The organism is Streptomyces sp. V4I23, assembly GCF_030817975.1.
In the GTDB taxonomy this organism is placed as follows: domain Bacteria; phylum Actinomycetota; class Actinomycetes; order Streptomycetales; family Streptomycetaceae; genus Streptomyces.
On the sequence record NZ_JAUSZW010000004.1, the window covers coordinates 5,871,092 to 5,891,140 of the forward strand.

Annotated in this window: 15 protein-coding genes; 14 read left to right on the forward strand and 1 reads right to left on the reverse strand. The window is 71.4% G+C overall.

What is annotated here, in order from left to right; genetic code table 11:
* From QFZ82_RS28980 to QFZ82_RS29040, 13 genes are all read left to right on the forward strand, one after another.
* Positions 1 to 1,659 carry a UDP-N-acetylmuramoyl-L-alanyl-D-glutamate--2,6-diaminopimelate ligase gene (locus tag QFZ82_RS28980; RefSeq protein WP_307715949.1) on the forward strand — a complete coding sequence of 553 codons (1,659 nt, stop codon included), beginning with the start codon at positions 1 to 3 and terminating at the stop codon, positions 1,657 to 1,659.
* 4 nt (positions 1,660 to 1,663) lie between these two features.
* A complete protein-coding gene (murF, locus tag QFZ82_RS28985; protein WP_307715950.1) occupies positions 1,664 to 3,091 on the forward strand; it encodes a UDP-N-acetylmuramoyl-tripeptide--D-alanyl-D-alanine ligase in 1,428 nt (475 codons plus the stop codon).
* Positions 3,088 to 4,158: a phospho-N-acetylmuramoyl-pentapeptide-transferase gene (mraY, locus tag QFZ82_RS28990; protein ID WP_307715951.1), complete on the forward strand. Its 1,071-nt coding sequence runs from the start codon at positions 3,088 to 3,090 to the stop codon at positions 4,156 to 4,158. Before murF ends, mraY begins: the two co-directional genes overlap by 4 nt.
* On the forward strand, positions 4,140 to 5,567 hold the full coding sequence (gene murD, locus QFZ82_RS28995; protein WP_307715952.1) for a UDP-N-acetylmuramoyl-L-alanine--D-glutamate ligase: 1,428 nt from the start codon (positions 4,140 to 4,142) through the stop codon (positions 5,565 to 5,567). Before mraY ends, murD begins: the two co-directional genes overlap by 19 nt.
* Before the next feature lie 50 nt (positions 5,568 to 5,617).
* On the forward strand, positions 5,618 to 7,117 hold the full coding sequence (gene ftsW / locus QFZ82_RS29000; protein ID WP_373429338.1) for a putative lipid II flippase FtsW: 1,500 nt from the start codon (positions 5,618 to 5,620) through the stop codon (positions 7,115 to 7,117).
* Between the two features lie 6 nt (positions 7,118 to 7,123).
* Positions 7,124 to 8,218, forward strand: a complete 1,095-nt coding sequence (gene murG, locus QFZ82_RS29005; RefSeq protein ID WP_307715953.1) for an undecaprenyldiphospho-muramoylpentapeptide beta-N-acetylglucosaminyltransferase — start codon at positions 7,124 to 7,126, stop codon at positions 8,216 to 8,218.
* A gap of 13 nt (positions 8,219 to 8,231) precedes the next feature.
* Positions 8,232 to 9,047 carry a cell division protein FtsQ/DivIB gene (locus QFZ82_RS29010; RefSeq protein ID WP_307715954.1) on the forward strand — a complete coding sequence of 272 codons (816 nt, stop codon included), beginning with the start codon at positions 8,232 to 8,234 and terminating at the stop codon, positions 9,045 to 9,047.
* A 284-nt stretch (positions 9,048 to 9,331) separates the two neighbouring features.
* On the forward strand, positions 9,332 to 10,534 hold the full coding sequence (ftsZ, locus tag QFZ82_RS29015; RefSeq protein WP_307715955.1) for a cell division protein FtsZ: 1,203 nt from the start codon (positions 9,332 to 9,334) through the stop codon (positions 10,532 to 10,534).
* Positions 10,531 to 11,295, forward strand: coding sequence for a peptidoglycan editing factor PgeF (pgeF, locus tag QFZ82_RS29020; protein WP_307715956.1), 765 nt, complete (start codon positions 10,531 to 10,533; stop codon positions 11,293 to 11,295). The genes ftsZ and pgeF overlap by 4 nt, the downstream gene beginning before the upstream one ends.
* Complete coding sequence (locus QFZ82_RS29025) at positions 11,292 to 12,011, forward strand: YggS family pyridoxal phosphate-dependent enzyme (RefSeq protein WP_307715957.1); 720 nt, start codon at positions 11,292 to 11,294, stop codon at positions 12,009 to 12,011. Before pgeF ends, QFZ82_RS29025 begins: the two co-directional genes overlap by 4 nt.
* Positions 12,012 to 12,134: 123 nt before the next feature.
* Positions 12,135 to 12,740: a cell division protein SepF gene (locus tag QFZ82_RS29030; protein ID WP_307715958.1), complete on the forward strand. Its 606-nt coding sequence runs from the start codon at positions 12,135 to 12,137 to the stop codon at positions 12,738 to 12,740.
* 69 nt (positions 12,741 to 12,809) lie between these two features.
* Positions 12,810 to 13,106 (forward strand): YggT family protein, encoded by a 297-nt coding sequence (locus QFZ82_RS29035; RefSeq protein ID WP_177148724.1) that lies wholly within the window; start codon positions 12,810 to 12,812, stop codon positions 13,104 to 13,106.
* 49 nt (positions 13,107 to 13,155) lie between these two features.
* Entirely contained in the window at positions 13,156 to 14,238 is a 1,083-nt protein-coding gene (locus QFZ82_RS29040) for a DivIVA domain-containing protein (RefSeq protein WP_307715959.1), read from the forward strand.
* A gap of 305 nt (positions 14,239 to 14,543) precedes the next feature.
* Here the strand turns inward: QFZ82_RS29040 and ileS are convergent, their stop codons facing one another.
* Positions 14,544 to 17,687, reverse strand: a complete 3,144-nt coding sequence (gene ileS / locus QFZ82_RS29045; protein WP_307715960.1) for an isoleucine--tRNA ligase — start codon at positions 17,685 to 17,687, stop codon at positions 14,544 to 14,546.
* 551 nt (positions 17,688 to 18,238) lie between these two features.
* Here ileS and QFZ82_RS29050 point away from each other — a divergent pair.
* On the forward strand, positions 18,239 to 20,011 hold the full coding sequence (locus QFZ82_RS29050) for a TraR/DksA C4-type zinc finger protein (RefSeq protein ID WP_307715961.1): 1,773 nt from the start codon (positions 18,239 to 18,241) through the stop codon (positions 20,009 to 20,011).
* Positions 20,012 to 20,049: the final 38 nt, after the last annotated feature.

A 20,049-nucleotide genomic window follows, 5' to 3' on the forward strand; every position in this document is an offset into this window, starting at 1 on the left:
GTGACAACGATCACCCCGCGACCCGGGAACCGAGCCGGGGACGCCCCCTCTTTTTCCCCCTGGCCGCCCGAGCCCGGTACGCTCACCGCCGTGCCACACGCTGATCAGTACCGAACCACCCAGCAGGACGACCCCGCGAAACACCACCCGGGGGCGCCCCGCCCGACGCGGCCTCGCCCGACAGACCTCGGGGACCTGGCCGCCCGGCTCGGGGTGCAGACGCAGGCCCGGGGAGAGATCACCGGCATCACCCACGACTCGCGGGCGGTGCGCCCCGGTGACGTGTACGCGGCCCTGCCAGGCGCCCGGTTCCACGGAGCCGACTTCGCTGCGCAGGCCGCCGACCTCGGGGCCGCCGCGATCCTCACCGACGAGGCGGGCGCCGAAGGCGCCGCGGCCACCGGACTGCCGGTCCTGGTCACCGACAACCCGCGCGGCCGGATGGGCGAACTCGCCGCCGAGATCTACGGCCGGCCCGGCGAGGGCCTGCTCCAGATCGGCATCACCGGCACCTCCGGCAAGACCACCACGGCCTACCTCGTCGAGGGCGGCCTGCGCGCGGCCGGCCGCGCCACCGGGCTGATCGGCACGGTCGAGATGCGCATCGGCGACGAGCGCATCAAGTCCGAGCGCACCACCCCGGAAGCCACCGACCTCCAGGCCCTGTTCGCCGTCATGCGCGAACGCGGGGTGGACTCGGTCGCCATGGAGGTCTCCAGCCACGCCCTCGTGCTCGGCCGGGTCGACGGCTGCGTCTTCGACGTCGCCGTCTTCAACAACCTCAGCCCCGAGCACATGGAGTTCCACTCCGGCATGGAGGACTACTTCCAGGCCAAGGCGCAGCTGTTCACGCCGCGCCGCAGCCGGGAAGGCGTCGTCAACCTCGACGACGAGTACGGCCGCAGGCTGGCCGGGGAGGCGACCGTGCCGGTCACCACCTTCTCCGCCGAGGGGCACCCGGACGCCGACTGGCGCGCCGAGGACGTCGAAGTCACCGCCGTCGGTTCGACGTTCACCGCCGTCGGTCCCAAGGGCGAGCGGGTGCGCGCCGAGGCGCCGCTGCCCGGCCCGTTCAACGTCGCCAACACGCTTGCCGCGATCGTCACGCTCGCCGTGGCCGGAATCGAACCCCAGACCGCCGCCGACGGCATCGCCGCCGTCCCCGGTGTGCCCGGCCGGCTCGAGCGCGTCGACGCGGGCCAGCCGTACCTCGCCGTCGTCGACTACGCCCACAAGACGGACGCCGTCGAATCCGTCCTGCGCTCCCTGCGCAAGGTCACCGAGGGCCGGCTGCACGTCGTCCTCGGCTGCGGCGGCGACCGGGACGTGACCAAGCGCGGACCGATGGGCGCCGCTGCCGCGCGCCTGGCCGACACCGCCGTACTGACCTCCGACAACCCGCGCTCCGAGGACCCCCTCGCGATCCTCGCCGCCATGCTCGCCGGCGCCGCCGAGGTTCCGATCCACGAGCGCGGCGACGTCCTGGTCGAGGCCGACCGCGCCGCGGCCATCGCGGCCGCCGTCGCCCGTGCCCAGCCGGGCGACACCGTCCTCGTCGCCGGCAAGGGCCACGAGCAGGGCCAGGACATCGCCGGAGTGGTCCGCCCGTTCGACGACCGCCAGGTACTGCGCGAAGCAATCCAGAACAGTCAGGGATGAAGTAGTGATCGCCCTCTCCCTCGCCGAGATCGCCGAAATCGTCGGCGGGCAGACGTACGACATACCGGATCCGGCCGTCCAGGTCACCGGCCCCGTCGTCCGGGACTCCCGTGAGATCGAACCAGGCAGCCTCTTCGTCGCCTTCGTGGGCGAACGCGTCGACGGACACGACTACGCGCGCCAGGCCGTCGACGCGGGCGCGGTGGCCGTCCTCGCGACCCGCCCGGTCCAGGCGCCCGCCATCGTCGTGGACGACGTCCAAAGGGCCCTCGGCGCGCTCGCCCGCGCCGTCGTCGAACGGCTCGGCACCCACGTCGTCGCGCTGACCGGCTCCGCCGGCAAGACGAGCACCAAGGACCTGATCGCCCAGGTGCTCCAGCGCAAGGCGCCCACGGTCTGGACCCCGGGCTCCCTCAACAACGAGATCGGCCTGCCCCTCACCGCGCTGACCGCCACCGAGGAGACCCAGCACCTCGTGCTGGAGATGGGGGCGCGCGGAATCGGCCACATCCGGTACCTCGCCGGGCTCACCCCGCCCCGGATCGGCCTCGTCCTCAACGTGGGGACCGCGCACATCGGCGAGTTCGGCGGCCGCGAGCAGATCGCCCAGGCCAAGGGTGAACTCGTCGAGTCCCTGCCGAAGGACGGCGTCGCCGTCCTCAACGCCGACGACCCGCTGGTCCGCGCCATGTCGTCGCGCACCGAGGCCCGTGTGCTGCTCTTCGGAGAGGCCGCCGACGCCGCCGTACGTGCCGAGAATGTCCGGCTCACGGAGCACGGACAGCCCTCCTTCACGCTCCACACACCCACCGGGTGCAGTGACGTGACCATGCGGCTGTACGGTGAGCACCACGTGTCGAACGCGCTCGCCGCGGCCGCCGTCGCCCATGAGCTGGGCATGCCTGTGGACGAGATCGCCCTCGCGCTCTCCGAGGCGGGCACCCTCTCCCGCTGGCGGATGGAGGTCACCGAGCGTCCGGACGGCGTGACGGTCGTCAACGACGCCTACAACGCGAACCCCGAGTCCATGCGTGCCGCGCTTCGGGCACTGGCCGCCATGGGCGAAGCCGCACGGGCAAAGGGAGGTCGCACGTGGGCGGTGCTCGGGCAGATGGCCGAGCTCGGGGACGAGGCGCTCGCCGAGCACGACGCGGTCGGACGGCTTGCCGTCCGGCTCAATGTCGGCAAGCTCGTCGCGGTCGGGGGCAGGGAAGCGTCCTGGTTGCAACTGGGCGCATACAACGAGGGTTCGTGGGGTGAGGAGTCGGTGCACGTGTCCGACGCGCAGGCGGCGGTCGACCTGTTGCGCAAAGAGTTGCGCCCGGGAGACGTCGTGCTGGTGAAGGCTTCCAGGTCGGTCGGTCTGGAGCGGATCGCACAGGCTCTGCTCGAGGGCTTCGACAGCTCCGAGGGTGAGGGTGCCGTCCGATGAGGCAGATCCTGTTCGCGGGAGCCATCGGTCTCTTCCTGACCCTGATCGGTACCCCGCTGCTGATCAAACTGCTGGCCCGCAAGGGATACGGGCAGTTCATCCGCGACGACGGCCCCCGTACGCACGGCAGCAAGAAGGGCACGCCCACCATGGGCGGCATCTCCTTCATCCTGGCGACGCTCATCGCGTACGCGCTCGCCAAGGTCATCACCGGTGAGGACCCGACCTTCTCGGGTGTCCTGGTCCTCTTCCTGATGGCCGGCATGGGCCTCGTCGGCTTCCTCGACGACTACATCAAGATCGTCAAGCAGCGGTCGCTCGGTCTGCGGGCCAAGGCGAAGATGGCGGGACAGCTGATCGTCGGCATCGCCTTCGCGGTGCTGTCCCTCCAGTTCGCCGACAAGCGCGGCAACACCCCGGCCTCCACCAAGCTGTCGTTCATCACCGACTTCGGGTGGTCCATCGGACCCGTGCTGTTCGTGGTCTGGGCGCTGTTCATGATCCTCGCGATGTCGAACGGCGTGAACCTGACCGACGGCCTCGACGGCCTCGCCACGGGCGCGTCGGTGATGGTCTTCGGCGCGTACACCTTCATCGGCCTGTGGCAGTTCCAGGAGTCCTGCGCCAATGCGGAGACCCTGACCAATCCCAATGCCTGTTTCGAGGTACGAGATCCGCTCGACCTCGCGGTCGTGGCCTCCGCCCTCATGGGAGCCTGCTTCGGCTTCCTGTGGTGGAACACCTCGCCCGCCAAGATCTTCATGGGCGACACCGGGTCGCTCGCGCTCGGCGGCGCGCTCGCGGGTCTGGCGATCTGCTCGCGCACCGAGTTCCTGCTCGCCCTCCTCGGCGGACTGTTCGTCCTCATCACCATGTCCGTGGTGATCCAGGTCGGTTCGTTCCGGATGACCGGCAAGCGGGTCTTCCGGATGGCGCCGCTGCAGCACCACTTCGAACTCAAGGGATGGTCCGAAGTCCTTGTGGTGGTCCGCTTCTGGATCATCCAGGGCATGTGCGTCATCGTGGGTCTGGGCCTCTTCTACGCCGGATGGGCAGCCGACAAGTGAGCGAGTGGCAGGGCAGGAACATCACCGTCGCCGGCCTCGGGGTGAGCGGCATCAGCGCCGCCCGCGCCCTGGCCGGCCTCGGCGCGGCCGTCACCGTCGTGGACGGCGGTGACAGCGACGCGCACCGGGCGCGCGCCGCGGAACTGGCCGAGCTGGGAATCACGGTGCGCCTCGGCGACGCGGAGACGCTGCCCGAGGGCACGGATCTGGTGGTCACCTCGCCCGGCTGGAAACCCTCCAGCCCTCTCTTCGAGGCGGCGGCCGAGGCGGGCGTCGACGTCGTCGGCGACGTCGAGATCGCCTGGCGGCTGCGCGGCCCCGACGCGCCGCCGTGGCTCGCCGTCACCGGCACCAACGGCAAGACGACCACGACGCGGATGCTCGCCTCCATCCTGTCGGCCGCCGGTCTGCGGACCGCCGCCATCGGGAACATCGGCACCCCGATCGTCGACGTCGTGACCGGCGACGAGCAGTACGACGTGCTCGCCGTCGAACTCTCCAGCTACCAGCTCCACTGGGCGCCCTCGCTGCGCGCCCACTCCGCCGCGGTCCTCAACCTCGCGCCGGACCACCTCGACTGGCACGGCTCCATGAAGGCGTACGCCGCCGACAAGGGCCGGATCTACGAGGGCAACACGGTCGCCTGCGTCTACAACGCCGCCGACCCGGCGACCGAGGACCTGGTGCGCGAGGCGGACGTGGAGGAGGGCTGCCGTGCCATCGGCTTCACGCTGGGCACGCCGGGGCCGTCCCAACTCGGCGTCGTCGACGGCATTCTGGTGGACCGCGCGTTCGTCGAGAACCGGCAGAAGCAGGCGCAGGAGCTCGCCGAGGTCTCCGACGTCAACCCGCCCGCGCCGCACAACATCGCCAACGCGCTGGCGGCCGCGGCACTCGCCCGCGCCTTCGGCGTGGCCCCGGCGGCCGTGCGCGACGGTCTGCGCGCCTTCCGCCCCGACGCGCACCGCATCGAGCACGTGGCGGACGTCGCGGGCGTCGCGTACGTCGACGACTCCAAGGCCACCAACACCCATGCCACGGAAGCGTCTTTGGCCGCCTACGAGCCGATCGTGTGGATCGCGGGGGGACTCGCGAAGGGCGCCACGTTCGACGAGCTGGTCGCCAGGTCGGCGGCTCGCCTCCGCGGTGTCGTGCTGATCGGCGCCGACCGTGCCCTGATCCGAGACGCCCTCGCGCGACACGCCCCACAGGTCCCGGTCGTCGACCTCGACCGGACCGACACTGGGGCGATGTCCGCGGCGGTGGCGGAGGCGGCCTCGCTCGCCCGGCCCGGCGACACGGTTCTGCTGGCCCCCGCCTGCGCCTCGATGGACATGTTCACCAACTACAACGAGCGAGGCGAGGCCTTCGCGGAAGCGGTCCGCGCACTCGCCGCCGAGCACGGCTGACAGCCGCCAGGTCCGGCTGCCGCCGGGCACGACTGGAGGGGACAGCGACGATGCCGCCCAGCACCACCGAGTCCGTACCCCCGCGGGGCAGCGCCCCGCGCCCTCCCGGCACCCGTCCCATGGCCGACGGCCGCGTCCGGACCGCGCCGCTGGACCAGGTCCGGCGGCGCATCGCGACGGCGTGGTGGCCGGGCCTCGCGGGGCCCGTCCCCGCCGTCGCCGGCATCGCGCTGCGCAGCCGGGCCGACGCTCCCCGGGCGGGACTGATCCGGCCGGGTGGGGGCTCCCGCATCCCCAAGGCGCCCGGCGGCGGACCCCGCGGTCCATGGCGGCTGTACGAGCAGGCGCGGCGGGCCTGGGACCGACCCCTGACCGCGTACTACCTCATCCTCGGCAGCAGCCTTCTGGTCACGGTGCTCGGCCTCGTCATGGTCTACTCCGCGTCCATGATCCAGGCGCTGGAGTACTCCCTCCCCGCCTCGTACTTCTTCCGCAAGCAGTTCGTCGCCGCCCTCATCGGCGCGGGCCTGCTGTTCCTCGCCTCCCGCATGCCCGTCAAACTGCACCGCGCCCTGTCGTACCCCCTGCTGCTGGCCGCCGTGTTCCTGATGATCCTCGTGCAGGTCCCCGGGATAGGGCATGCGGTCAACGGCAACCAGAACTGGATCTACCTCGGCGGCCCCTTCCAGCTCCAGCCCAGCGAGTTCGGCAAGCTCGCGCTCATCCTGTGGGGCGCCGACCTGCTCGCCCGCAAGCAGGAGAGGCGGCTGCTGACCCAGTGGAAGCACCTGCTCGTCCCGCTCGTCCCCGTCACGTTCCTGCTCCTCGGCCTGATCATGCTCGGTGGCGACATGGGCACGGCGATCATCCTGACCGCCATCCTGTTCGGCCTGCTGTGGCTCGCAGGGGCTCCCACGCGTCTGTTCACGGGCGTGCTCGGCATCGCCGTGTTCGTCGGTCTGCTGTTGATCAGGACCAACGAGAACCGCATGTCACGGCTCGAGTGCATGGGCGCGTCCGACCTCGGACCCAAAGGCGAGTGCTGGCAGGCCGTGCACGGCATCTATGCTCTTGCCTCCGGCGGATGGTTTGGTTCCGGTCTCGGTGCAAGTGTGGAAAAATGGGGCCAACTGCCCGAACCGCATACCGACTTCATCTTCGCCGTCGCCGGGGAGGAACTGGGCCTGGCGGGGACGCTGTCGGTGCTCGCGTTGTTCGCGGCTCTAGGCTATGCGGGTATCCGCGTTGCCGGACGCACGGAGGACCCCTTCGTGAGGTACGCAGCGGGAGGTGTGACCACCTGGATCACGGCCCAGGCCGTGGTCAACATCGGTGCGGTGCTCGGTCTGCTGCCGATCGCCGGCGTTCCGCTCCCGCTGTTCTCCTACGGCGGGTCGGCCCTGCTGCCGACGATGTTCGCCGTCGGGCTCCTGATCGCCTTCGCGCGACAGGATCCCGCCGCGAAAGCGGCCCTGGCCACGCGGAGGCCCGGGGTGAGATGGAAGTCGATGAGACGGCGCGTCAAGAAGCGTCCGTCCGGAGAGCGGTGAATTTCGGTGCATGTCGTACTCGCCGGCGGGGGGACCGCCGGCCACATCGAGCCCGCGCTCGCCCTCGCGGACGCCCTGCGCAGGCAGGACCCGACCGTGGGGATCACAGCCCTCGGCACGGAGCGCGGACTCGAGACCAGGCTCGTCCCCGAGCGGGGTTACGAGTTGGCGCTCATTCCCGCCGTTCCGCTGCCGCGCAAGCCCACCCCCGAGCTGATCACCGTCCCCGGACGGCTGCGCGGCACCATCAAGGCGGCCGAGCAGGTCCTGGAGCGCACCAAGGCCGACTGCGTCGTCGGCTTCGGCGGCTACGTCGCCCTGCCCGGCTACCTCGCGGCCAAGCGCCTCGGCGTGCCGATCGTCGTCCACGAGGCCAACGCCCGTCCCGGCCTCGCCAACAAGATCGGCTCGCGGTACGCCGCGGGGGTCGCCGTCGCGACGCCCGACAGCAAGCTGCGCAACTCCCGCTACATCGGCATCCCGCTGCGCCACTCCATCGCGACCCTCGACCGCGCCCGGGTGCGTCCCGAGGCCCGCGCGGCCTTCGGTCTCGACCCCAACCTGCCGACGCTGCTGGTGTCCGGCGGCTCGCAGGGCGCCCGGCGCCTCAACGAGGTCATCCAGCAGATCGCTCCGGTGCTCCAGCGCTCCGGCATCCAGATCCTCCACGCGGTCGGCCCCAAGAACGAACTGCCGCACGTGGACAACATGCCCGGGATGCCGCCCTATGTGCCGGTACCGTACGTGGACCGGATGGATCTCGCGTACGCCGCGGCCGACATGATGCTCTGCCGCGCGGGCGCGATGACCGTCGCCGAACTCTCCGCCGTGGGCCTGCCCGCCGCATACGTCCCGCTGCCGATCGGCAACGGCGAACAGCGGCTGAACGCCCAGCCGGTGGTGAAGGCGGGCGGTGGACTGCTGGTCGACGACGCCGAGCTGACCCCCGAGTGGGTCCAGGGCAACGTCCTCCCGGTGCTCGCCGATCCGCACCGGCTCTACGAGATGTCGCGCGCGGCCGCCGAGTTCGGCCGCCGGGACGCCGACGACCTCCTCGTCGGCATGGTGTACGAGGCGATTGCTGCACGCCGCCAGGCGTGAGAAGGCAGGGAGCGTGGCCGGACCGACCACCGCCGAACGCGGTGCACGAAACCCCCGTGACGGATCCGCCGGGTCCGAGGGACCGGTCCGCCCGCCCCGCCCGGACGACGGCGCCGGCCGGTCACGCAGGCCCGGCCCGCGCGCTCTCGCCGTCGCCGTCGCCGCCGTCCTCCTCGCCGGCGGGGCGATCTGGCTCCTGTACGGCTCGAAGTGGCTGCGCGCCGAACACGTGTCGACCACCGGTACCCGGGTGCTCACACCCCAGCAGGTGGAGGAGGCGGCGGCGGTGCCTCTCGGCGCCCCGCTGATCGCCGTCGACACGGACGCCATCGAGGCGCGGCTGCTGCGCGAACTGCCCCGCATCGGCGCGGTCGAGGTCGTGCGGTCGTGGCCGCACGGAATCGGTCTGCAGGTGACCGAGCGGCGACCGGTCCTGGTGCTCGAAAAGGGCGGAAAGTTTATCGAAGTGGACGCCGAGAGCGTCCGGTTCGCCACCGTCGAGACGGCCCCGAAGGGGGTCCCGCGACTGGAGTTGACGACGGCCGCATCCCCGAGCCTCAAGCGTTTCGGGGCCGACCGGCTGCTCGCGGAGGCCGTACGGGTCCGGGGCGATCTGCCCCACCGGGTCACCCGCGACCTGACCACCCTCACGGTGCGGTCATACGATCACATCTCCCTTGAGCTCAAGGGAGATCGGACCGTGGTGTGGGGGAGCGCCGAGGACGGCGAGGCGAAGGCTCGCACACTCGTGGCGCTGATGAAAGCAGCGCCCGCCGCACGCCACTTCGACGTGAGCGCCCCCACCGCCCCTGCGGTATCGGGGAGTTGACGCGCATATGTGCAGGCCAGCACCCTGGTTGGTCACGGCTGCGCGTGATCACATAGGGTGAAAAGAAAAACGGGAGGTTCGGCGTGTTCGTTGAACGTGCGCCACTTGTCGACTTAGTGTCCTGTTCGGAAGAGTCAAGGGAACAGACACACTGGTAACCCTAAACTTCACCGTTAGGGTTCGGGTCGGCAGCAAGCTGGTCGGGCCGTCCCCATTCGACATCAGTCGTCGCAGCGCAGCCCCGCGAGGCGGCGACACGTAAATCGAGGCGAGAGGCCTTCGACGTGGCAGCACCGCAGAACTACCTCGCAGTCATCAAGGTCATCGGTGTCGGCGGCGGTGGTGTCAATGCCATCAACCGAATGATCGAGGTCGGTCTCAAGGGCGTCGAGTTCATCGCGATCAATACGGACGCGCAAGCGCTGTTGATGAGCGACGCCGACGTCAAGCTCGACGTGGGCCGTGAACTCACCCGAGGCCTCGGCGCCGGAGCCAACCCGGCAGTCGGTCGCAAGGCGGCAGAGGACCACCGCGAAGAGATCGAGGAGGTCCTCAAGGGGGCCGACATGGTCTTCGTCACCGCGGGCGAGGGCGGCGGCACCGGCACCGGCGGCGCGCCCGTCGTCGCCAACATCGCCCGCTCGCTCGGCGCCCTGACCATCGGCGTCGTCACCCGCCCCTTCACCTTCGAGGGCCGCAGGCGCGCGAACCAGGCGGAGGACGGCATCGCCGAGCTCCGCGAAGAGGTCGACACCCTCATCGTCATCCCCAACGACCGGCTGCTGTCCATCTCGGACCGCCAGGTGAGCGTCCTCGACGCGTTCAAGTCCGCGGACCAGGTGCTGCTGTCGGGTGTCCAGGGCATCACCGACCTCATCACCACCCCGGGTCTGATCAACCTCGACTTCGCCGACGTCAAGTCCGTGATGTCGGAGGCCGGATCGGCGCTCATGGGCATCGGCTCGGCCCGCGGCGACGACCGCGCGGTGGCCGCGGCCGAGATGGCGATCTCCTCGCCGCTGCTGGAGGCGTCCATCGACGGCGCCCGCGGCGTGCTGCTGTCCATCTCCGGCGGCAGCGACCTCGGCCTCTTCGAGATCAACGAGGCCGCCCAGCTGGTGAGCGAGGCCGCCCACCCCGAGGCGAACATCATCTTCGGCGCCGTCATCGACGACGCCCTGGGCGACGAGGTCCGCGTGACCGTCATCGCGGCCGGCTTCGACGGCGGTCAGCCCCCGGCCCGCCGGGAGAACGTGATCGGCTCCGCGTCCGCCAAGCGCGAGGAGCCCGCCGCCCCGCAGCGCACCGAGAGCTCGCGCCCGGCGAGCGGCCTCGGCACCGTGCCCGTACGCGAGGAGCCCCAGGCCCCCGCCGAGCCGGCCCCCGTGGCGCAGGACCTCACGGCGCCGGCCTCGCCGCAGGTGCCCTCGGCCCGTCCGTACGACACCCAGGCCGAAGAGCTGGATGTTCCGGACTTCCTGAAGTGACAGTGCAGCACGACGCGATAGACGAGAGCGGCGCGCACTTCGCCTTCACCGACAGGTGGGGCGGGGTGAGCGCCGTTCCGTACGAGGAGCTCAACCTCGGCGGCGCGGTCGGCGACGACCCCGAGGCCGTGCGGACCAACCGCGCGATCGCCGCGAGGGCACTCGGACTCGACCCGGCCGGGGTCGTCTGGATGAACCAGGTCCACGGCAGGGACGTGGCCCGGGTCGACGCACCGTGGGGGGACGCGGAGATCCCGCCGGTTGACGGTGTGGTCACAGCCCGGCGCGGACTCGCCCTCGCGGTGCTCACCGCCGACTGCACGCCCGTTCTGCTCGCCGACCCGGTCGCGGGCGTCGTGGGCGCGGCGCACGCGGGCCGGCCCGGAACGGTCGCCGGCGTCGTGCCCGCGACCGTCGAGGCGATGGTCTCGCTCGGCGCCGAACCGGAACGGATCATCGCCCGCACCGGACCTGCCGTATGCGGTCGTTGCTACGAAGTACCCGAGCAGATGCGGGCAGAAGTGGCCGAAGCGGAACCCGCCGCCTGGTCCGAGACCAGCTGGGGCACCCCGGCCGTCGACGTCACCGCCGCGGTGCACGCCCAGTTGACCGCACTCGGAGTGAGGGACCTGCGCGGATCGCGGGTCTGCACCCTCGAGTCGCGCGACCACTACTCGTACCGCCGTGACCGGACCACCGGACGGCTCGCCGGATACGTCTGGCTCGAGGGCCGGGAAGAAGAGGACCGGGAACAGGCATGACCGACCGCAGAACCGAACTTGCCGCCAATCTCGCGAAGGTGGAGGAACGGATCGCCGCAGCCTGCGCGGCCGCCGGCCGCGAGCGGGAGGAGGTGACCCTCATCGTGGTCACCAAGACCTACCCGGCCAGTGATGTTCGCCTCCTCCATGAACTGGGGGTGCGTCATGTGGCGGAGAACCGTGACCAGGACGCGGCGCCGAAGGCCGCCGCCTGTGCGGATCTGAACCTGCACTGGCACTTCGTGGGTCAGTTGCAGACCAACAAAGTCCGTTCTGTCGCGAGTTATGCCGATGTCGTGCAGTCTGTCGACCGGCTCAAGCTCGTTTCCGCCCTGTCGGCGGCCGCCGAGCGCGCCGAGCGCGAACTCGGCTGCCTCGTGCAGGTGGCGCTGGACGCCGAGTCGGGGCAGCAGGGCGCCCGGGGCGGCGTCGCGCCGGACGGCGTCGAGGGGGTGGCGGCGGCGATCGCGGACTCACCAGGACTGCGGCTCGACGGACTGATGACCGTCGCGCCGCTCGCCGGACCGTACGCGGGACGGCAACAGGCGGCGTTCGAGCGGCTGATGGAATTGTCATCCGGCCTGCGCGTGGCCCATCCGGCTGCGAACATGGTGTCAGCAGGCATGAGTGCGGACCTTGAACAGGCCGTGGCGGCCGGAGCGACACATGTGCGCGTCGGTACGGCGGTACTCGGAGTCCGACCCAGGCTCGGGTAACGTCGCGAAGCAAGTCGGACCACAGTAGAAAATATGGTCATTTCGCCCATAGCGGACTGACCCAGTGGATCGCGGGCACTTGGTGACGCAAGCCGATCCACCACAGAGCGGAGGACTCAGAGAATGGCCGGCGCGATGCGCAAGATGGCGGTCTACCTCGGCCTCGTGGAGGACGATGGGTACGACGGCCGGGGCTTCGACCCCGATGACGACTTCGAACCCGAGCCGGAGCCGGAGCGGGAGCACCGGCGGCATCAGCCCCCGCACCAGGTCGAGCGGGAGGAACCGGTCCGGGTGACGGCGCCGCCCGCCCAGCGCGAGCCCGCCCCCCTGCCTGTCGAGAGCGGACGCCCGGCGCGTATCGCGCCCGTGGCATCCATCACACCCGAACGTCCGAACCTGGAGAAGAACGCACCGGTGATCATGCCCAAGGTCGTGTCCGAGCGGGAGCCCTACCGCATCACCACGTTGCACCCGCGGACCTACAACGAGGCCCGTACCATCGGGGAACACTTCCGCGAGGGCACGCCTGTGATCATGAATCTGACGGAGATGGACGACACCGACGCGAAGCGACTTGTCGACTTTGCCGCGGGTCTCGTCTTCGGTCTGCATGGCAGCATTGAGAGGGTGACGCAGAAGGTGTTCCTGTTGTCTCCTGCTAACGTCGATGTCACGGCGGAGGACAAGGCCCGCATCGCAGAGGGCGGATTCTTCAACCAGAGCTGAGAACGACACCGGGAACGACCCGGCCGAGAGGCCGGCTGAGATGGGATCCAGGGGAGAGGGAAGCGCGGGATGAGCGTCGCACTACAGGTGGTCTACATCGCGCTGATGTGCTTCCTCGTTGTCCTGATCTTCCGGCTTGTCATGGACTACGTCTTCCAGTTCGCCCGTTCATGGCAACCCGGTAAGGCGATGGTGGTCGTTCTGGAGGCCACCTACACTGTCACCGATCCACCGCTCAAGCTTCTGCGGCGGTTCATCCCGCCGTTGCGTCTCGGGGGCGTGGCACTCGACCTGTCCTTCTTCGTTCTGATGATCATCGTCTACATCCTGATCTCCATCGTTCGTGGAGTGGGGAACTCGATGTGAGCGATACGGTCCTGCCGACTGCCGACGACTACGTAGAGGTGAAGAAGAGATGCCGCTGACCCCCGAGGACGTGCGGAACAAGCAGTTCACGACCGTCCGCCTCCGAGAAGGCTATGACGAGGACGAGGTCGATGCCTTTCTCGACGAGGTCGAGGCCGAACTGACCCGCCTGCTCCGCGAGAACGAGGACCTGCGCGCCAAGCTGGCCGCGGCGACCCGTGCGGCGGCGCAGAACCAGCAGCAGGGGATGCGCAAGCCGCCGGAGCCGCAGGACGGCCGCGGTCCGGGCGCTCCCGTGCCCGCTGCCATATCCGGACCGCCGGTCCAGCAGCAGCCTCCGCAGATGGGTCCGCCCCAGCTGCCCGGTGGTGCTCCTCAGCTGCCGGCCGGTCCCAGCCACGGCGGCCCGCAGGGTCCCGGCGGCCCCATGGGCCCCGGTCCGATGCAGGGCGGTCCCATGGGTGGCCCGATGGGCGGCCCCATGGGCGGTCACGGCGGCCCGCAGGGCGGCCCGATGGGTCAGGGCCCCGGTGGCGACAGCGCCGCGCGCGTGCTCTCGCTGGCCCAGCAGACGGCCGACCAGGCGATCGCCGAGGCCCGTTCCGAGGCCAACAAGATCGTCGGAGAGGCGCGTTCGCGTGCCGAGGGTCTCGAGCGTGACGCCCGGGCCAAGGCCGACGCCCTCGAGCGGGACGCCCAGGAGAAGCACCGCGTCGCGATGGGCTCGCTGGAGTCCGCGCGCGCCACGCTGGAGCGCAAGGTCGAGGACCTGCGGGGCTTCGAGCGCGAGTACCGCACGCGTCTGAAGTCGTACCTGGAGAGCCAGCTGCGTCAGCTGGAGACCCAGGCCGACGACTCGCTGGCACCGCCGCGCACCCCGGCGACCGCGTCGCTGCCGCCGTCCCCGGCGCCCTCCATGGCTCCGGCCGGTGCGAGCGCGCCGTCCTACGGCAGCAACCAGACGATGGGCGGCCACGGCCCGTCGCCGTCGGGCCCGTCGTACGGCGGTCAGCAGCAGATGTCGCCGGCGATGACCCAGCCGATGGCACCGGTGCGGCCGCAGGCGCCGCAGCCGATGCAGCAGGCGCCGTCGCCGATGCGGGGCTTCCTGATCGACGAGGACGACAACTGACGGGGCTGCGCGCGCAGCGCGCGTAGCCGTCGGCAGACTGCGGGGCCGGGCCCGGAGTGCGTATGCGCTCCGGGCCCGGCCCTTTGCGTGTGCGCTGTGCAGCCCGTCCGGCAGGGAGGACACCGCGGAGCGCGGTACGAAGATGGGGGCACCACCCACGGCCGCCAGGCCGTAGGGGAGGGCGGGCAGGGGAAGCCCCGGGCTCCGACCTTGCCCCAGGCACGGAGCCGCCGGAAACGAAGGGGCCCGGCAGCTTGCGCGACGCTAGCGTCGCTTGCGCTGCCGGGCCCCTCGCGCGCCGCGCGCTACGCCTTCCGCAGGCGGAACGTCAGCGACAGGCCCTCGTCCTCGAAGGGCGAGCCGTACGACGTATCCGCCTCACCCTCCGCGAAGTCCGTCGCCAGCACCTCGTCCGCGATCAGCGACGCATGGTCCGCCAGCGCCGACGACACCTCGGCGTCCGTCGAGCTCCACCGCAGCGCGATCCGGTCCGCGACGTCCAGGCCGCTGTTCTTGCGCGCCTCCTGGATCAGGCGGATCGCGTCACGCGCCAGGCCCGCCCGGCGCAGCTCCGGCGTGATCTCCAGGTCGAGGGCGACCGTCGCGCCCGAGTCGGACGCCACCGACCAGCCCTCGCGGGGGGTCTCCGTGATGATGACCTCCTCCGGGGACAGGGTGATCGTCTCGCCGTCGACCTCCAGCGCGGCCTCGCCCGAGCGCAGTGCCAGGGACAGCGCCGCCGCGTCCGCCGCGGCGACCGCCTTGGCCACGTCCTGCACGCCCTTGCCGAAGCGCTTGCCGAGGGCGCGGAAGTTCGCCTTCGCCGTCGTGTCGACCAGCGAGCCGCCGACCTCCGACAGCGACGCCAGCGAGGAGACGTTCAGCTCCTCGGTGATCTGCGCGTGCAGGTCGGGGGAGAGGGACTCGAAACCGGCCGCCGCCACCAGGGCGCGGGACAGGGGCTGGCGGGTCTTCACACCGGACTCGGCCCGCGTCGCGCGGCCCAGCTCGACCAGCCGGCGCACCAGCGCCATCTGGGACGACAGCGTCGGGTCGATCGCGTCCAGGTCGGCGGCCGGCCACGAGGACAGGTGCACCGACTCGGGGGCGTCCGGCGTCACCGGGACGATCAGGTCCTGCCACACCCGCTCGGTGATGAACGGGGTCAGCGGCGCCATCAGCCGGGTGACGGTCTCGACCACGTCGTGCAGCGTGCGCAGCGCGGCCTTGTCGCCCTGCCAGAAGCGGCGGCGCGACCGGCGCACGTACCAGTTCGACAGGTCGTCGACGAACGCGGACAGCAGCTTGCCGGCGCGCTGGGTGTCGTACGCCTCCATGGCCTGTGTGACCTGGTCCACCAGCGCGTGCAGCTCGGACAGCAGCCAGCGGTCCAGGACCGTGCGCTCGGCCGGGGCCGGATCCGCCGCCGACGGCGCCCAGTTCGACGTACGGGCGTACAGGGCCTGGAAGGCGACCGTGTTCCAGTACGTGAGGAGGGTCTTCCGCACCACCTCCTGGATCGTGCCGTGGCCGACGCGGCGAGCCGCCCAGGGGGAGCCGCCGGCTGCCATGAACCAGCGGACCGCGTCTGCGCCGTGCTGGTCCATCAGCGGGATCGGCTGCAGGATGTTGCCCAGGTGCTTGGACATCTTGCGGCCGTCCTCGGCGAGGATGTGGCCGAGGCACACCACGTTCTCGTACGACGACTTGTCGAAGACCAGGGTGCCGACGGCCATCAGCGTGTAGAACCACCCACGCGTCTGGTCGATCGCCTCCGAGATGAACTGCGCCGGGTAGCGCTTCTCGAAGATCTCCTTGTTCTTGTAGGGGTAGCCCCACTGCGCGAACGGCATCGAGCCCGAGTCGTACCAGGCGTCGATCACCTCCGGCACGCGCGTCGCCGTCCGGCCGCAGCCGTCCTGCGGGCAGGCGAACGTCACCTCGTCGATGAACGGGCGGTGCGGGTCCAGCCCCGACTGGTCCGTGCCGGTCAGCTCGGACAGCTCCGCGAGCGAGCCGACGCAGGTGAGGTGGTCGTCCGCGCAGCGCCAGATGGGCAGCGGGGTGCCCCAGTAGCGGTTGCGGGAGAGCGCCCAGTCGATGTTGTTGTTGAGCCAGTCGCCGTACCGGCCCTGCTTGACGGAGTCCGGGAACCAGTTGGTCGCCTCGTTCTCCGCGAGCAGCCGGTCCTTGATCGCGGTGGTGCGGATGTACCAGGACGGCTGCGCGTAGTAGAGCAGGGCGGTGTGGCAGCGCCAGCAGTGCGGGTAGCTGTGCTCGTACGGGATGTGCCTGAAGAGCAGCTCCCGGGCCTGGAGGTCGGCCGTGAGCGCCTCGTCGGCCTTCTTGAAGAAGACGCCGCCGACCAGCGGGACGTCCTCCTCGAAGGTGCCGTCGGGGCGGACCGGGTTGACGACCGGCAGGCCGTAGGAGCGGCAGACCTTGAGGTCGTCCTCACCGAATGCGGGGGACTGGTGGACCAGACCCGTACCGTCCTCGGTCGTCACGTACTCGGCGTTGACGATGTAGTGCGCGGGCTCGGGGAACTCCACGAGCTCGAAGGGGCGCTGGTACGTCCAGCGCTCCATCTCCGCGCCCGTGAACGTCTGCCCGGTGGCCTCCCAGCCCTCGCCGAGCGCCTTCTCCAGCAGCGGCTCGGCGACGACCAGCTTCTCCTCGCCGTTCGTCGCGACGACGTACGTGACGGAGGGGTGGGCGGCGACGGCGGTGTTGGACACCAGCGTCCATGGGGTCGTCGTCCACACCAGCAGTGCGGCCTCGCCCGCGAGCGGGCCGGAGGTCAGCGGGAAGCGCACGAAGACGGACGGGTCGACGACCGTCTCGTAGCCCTGCGCCAGCTCGTGGTCCGACAGGCCCGTGCCGCAGCGCGGGCACCAGGGGGCGACACGGTGGTCCTGGACCAGCAGGCCCTTGCCGAAGATCTCCTTGAGCGACCACCACACGGACTGCACGTAGTCCGGGTCCATCGTGCGGTACGCGTCGTCGAGGTCGACCCAGTAGCCCATGCGGGTCGTGAGCTCCGCGAACGCGTCCGTGTGGCGGGTCACCGACTCGCGGCACTTGGCGTTGAACTCCGCGATGCCGTACGCCTCGATGTCCTTCTTGCCGGAGAAGCCGAGCTCCTTCTCGACGGCGAGCTCGACGGGCAGACCGTGGCAGTCCCAGCCGGCCTTGCGGGCGACGTGGTAGCCGCGCATGGTGCGGAAGCGGGGGAAGACGTCCTTGAAGACGCGGGCCTCGATGTGGTGGGCACCGGGCATGCCGTTGGCCGTGGGCGGGCCCTCGTAGAACACCCACTCGGGACGGCCCTCGGACTGCTCCAGGCTCTTCGCGAAGATCTTGCTCTCGCGCCAGAAGTCGAGCACGGCGTGCTCGAGCGCGGGCAGGTCTACCTGAGCGGGCACCTGGCGGTACTGCGGCGGTGTCATCGTCTCCTCCGGCGGACTGTTCGTCGTTCCGTCCGGAGGGACGAAAGCCGATGCTCGCGCGGCTTCCGCGGTACCACCCTCCTTGGCGGTGCACAGGTCACCGCCCCCTCATTGGGGTCGCGACGCCGGGTCTACTCGCCTGCTGGCTTTCTTCCGGCGGCTCCGGGGTGATGCTTCACGTCGCGCTCGCCCCCGGGCTCTCACCGTCCCCGGGTCGCTCATGGCTGCGTACGCCGCTACTCGTCCCCATCCACGCCTTTCGCTCCGCCCAGTGTACGGGCCGCGGCGAGGGGCGGCCGACCGCTTTTCGCAGCGCCGTGGCGTGGTGGTGCCGTTGACCCGAATGGCCATACGGACGGTTCCGCGGGCGGGGCGTGCCGCTGGAGCGGATTACGGGGCGGGGAGCTGGGCACAACGGATGCAGGCCCGGCTCCTCGCAGCCCGGGGCGGGGCCGAACCGGCGGCGTGCCCCGTTGCCGCAGGGCTGGTGTCGATTTATCGTCCCAGCACGATTCGCGAGCAAGATCACAATATGTGAAGGGGCCGCGGTGATGGTGGCGAAGAAGACCGCCGAGAAGACGGCGTCAGCGCGTTCCGTCGCCACGTCCCGGACGGCGCGCTCGGGGCGACGCATGCCCCGGAAGACCCCCGCGGAACGCGTCCCCGAGCCGGCGGGAGCCGTCGCGGATGAGGCCGCGCCTGCGAAGAAGCCGACCGCGGCCGGGTCGGCCGGCCGGACGACCCGGCGTGCCCAGGCCGCGCCGGAGGCAGGCGAGTCCCCGTCGCCCGGCACCAGGGCCGCGAAGCGGGCGGCCGGGTCGGCCGGGCCGGCCGGGAAGAAGGCAGCCACTGCCGCCGGAAAGGCACCGCGTACGCGGGACCCGGAGCCGGTGAAGCGCGCACGCGGCAAGGCCGCCGGCGGCGTGGATGCGGCCGAGCCGGCCGAGGCCGTCGGCAAGAAGGCGGCGCGGAAGGCCGCGCGCGCGAAGACCACCGCCGGTGGTGGGGCTGCCGAGCAGGCGGCCCCCGCCAAAAAGGCGGCGCGCAAGGCCACGACCGGAAAGGCCACGACCGGAAAGGCCACCGCCGGTGCGGCAGCGGAGGCCGGGTCGGCCGCGACCGGCCCGGCCGCCAAGAAGGCCGCCGCCGAGAAGAGTGCTGCCGGACAGTCGGCCGCGCGGGGCGGGCGAGCGCAGGCAGCTGCCGAGGCCAAGGCAACCACGTTCCGCTCGACCGCCGGGAAGGCGGCGGACACCGCGGACAGCAGGGCCGCCGAGGCCGCTGCGGCCGCCGGCGGCGGAGAGCCTGCGGTGTCGGGCGGCACGGCTGCGCGTCGCAAGGCCGCCGGGGTCGGTGCAGGCAAAGGCCGGCGTGCGCGGGCGGTCCCGGCGGGTGACGAGCCTGCGGCGGCGGGCGGCACGGCGGTGGCCGGTGAGGCCGCCGGTGCCGGACAGGCTCGTGCGGCCGCCGGCGGCGGAGAGCCTGCGGTGTCGGGCGGCACGGCTGCGCGGCGCAAGGCCGCCGGGGTCGGTGCAGGCAAGGGCCGGCGTGCGCAGGCGGTCGCCGGTGCCGGTAAGGCCCGTGCTGCCGCTCAAGGCGAAGAGCCCGCGGGGTCCGGCGGCACGGCCGCGCGGCGCAAGGCGACCGCCGGGCCCGGTGCCGGCAAGGGCAAAGCCCCGGCCGGCACGGGCGGCGAGGCAGGCGTCGGGGAGGAGCCCGGCGGGCGCGGGGACGTGTCGGGGAAGAAGGCCGCCGCCAAGAGGCCGGCGGCCAGGAAGGCCACGAAGAAAGCCGCATCCGCGGCCGAGGCCGCACAGCAGACAGGAGCCAGGACGGTGGCAGCGAAGAAGACCGCGGGCAGGGTGTCGGGCGGAGCCGGAAGCGCGGTGGCGGTGCCCACCGCCCGTGCGGCGGCCGCGACCCCGGCCGGTGAGCTGGCGGTACGGCCCGGCGAGGACCCCTGGACCCCCGAGGAGGTCGCCGAGGCGAGGGCGGAGCTCGCGGGCGAGGCGGCCCGCCTCACCGCCGAGATCACCTCGTCCGAGACCGCGCTCGTCGGGCTCATGCGGGACTCCGGCGACGGAGCGGGCGACGACGAGGCCGACACCGGCACGAAGAACATCACGCGCGAGCACGAGATGGCGCTCGCCGCCAACGCCCGGGAGATGCTGGAGCAGACCGAGCGGGCGCTGCAGCGGCTGGACGCGGGGACCTACGGTCTCTGCGAGAGCTGCGGCAAACCGATCGGCAAGGCCCGTATGCAGGCGTTCCCCCGCGCGACCCTGTGCGTCGAGTGCAAGCAGAAGCAGGAGCGGCGGAGCTGACACCGCACCCGTGTGGCGCACCCGTGTGCCGTACCCTC

Excerpts from the sequence above, each read along its gene's own strand:
- QFZ82_RS29035 (WP_177148724.1), top strand. The coding sequence starts at position 12,810 with ATGAGCGTCGCACTACAGGTGGTCTACATCGCGCTGATGTGCTTCCTC.
- ileS (WP_307715960.1), bottom strand. The coding sequence starts at position 17,687 with ATGACACCGCCGCAGTACCGCCAGGTGCCCGCTCAGGTAGACCTGCCC.
- QFZ82_RS29050 (WP_307715961.1), top strand. The coding sequence starts at position 18,239 with ATGGTGGCGAAGAAGACCGCCGAGAAGACGGCGTCAGCGCGTTCCGTC.
- mraY (WP_307715951.1), top strand. The coding sequence starts at position 3,088 with ATGAGGCAGATCCTGTTCGCGGGAGCCATCGGTCTCTTCCTGACCCTG.
- QFZ82_RS29025 (WP_307715957.1), top strand. The coding sequence starts at position 11,292 with ATGACCGACCGCAGAACCGAACTTGCCGCCAATCTCGCGAAGGTGGAG.
- QFZ82_RS29030 (WP_307715958.1), top strand. The coding sequence starts at position 12,135 with ATGGCCGGCGCGATGCGCAAGATGGCGGTCTACCTCGGCCTCGTGGAG.
- QFZ82_RS29040 (WP_307715959.1), top strand. The coding sequence starts at position 13,156 with ATGCCGCTGACCCCCGAGGACGTGCGGAACAAGCAGTTCACGACCGTC.
- ftsW (WP_373429338.1), top strand. The coding sequence starts at position 5,618 with ATGCCGCCCAGCACCACCGAGTCCGTACCCCCGCGGGGCAGCGCCCCG.
- murD (WP_307715952.1), top strand. The coding sequence starts at position 4,140 with ATGGGCAGCCGACAAGTGAGCGAGTGGCAGGGCAGGAACATCACCGTC.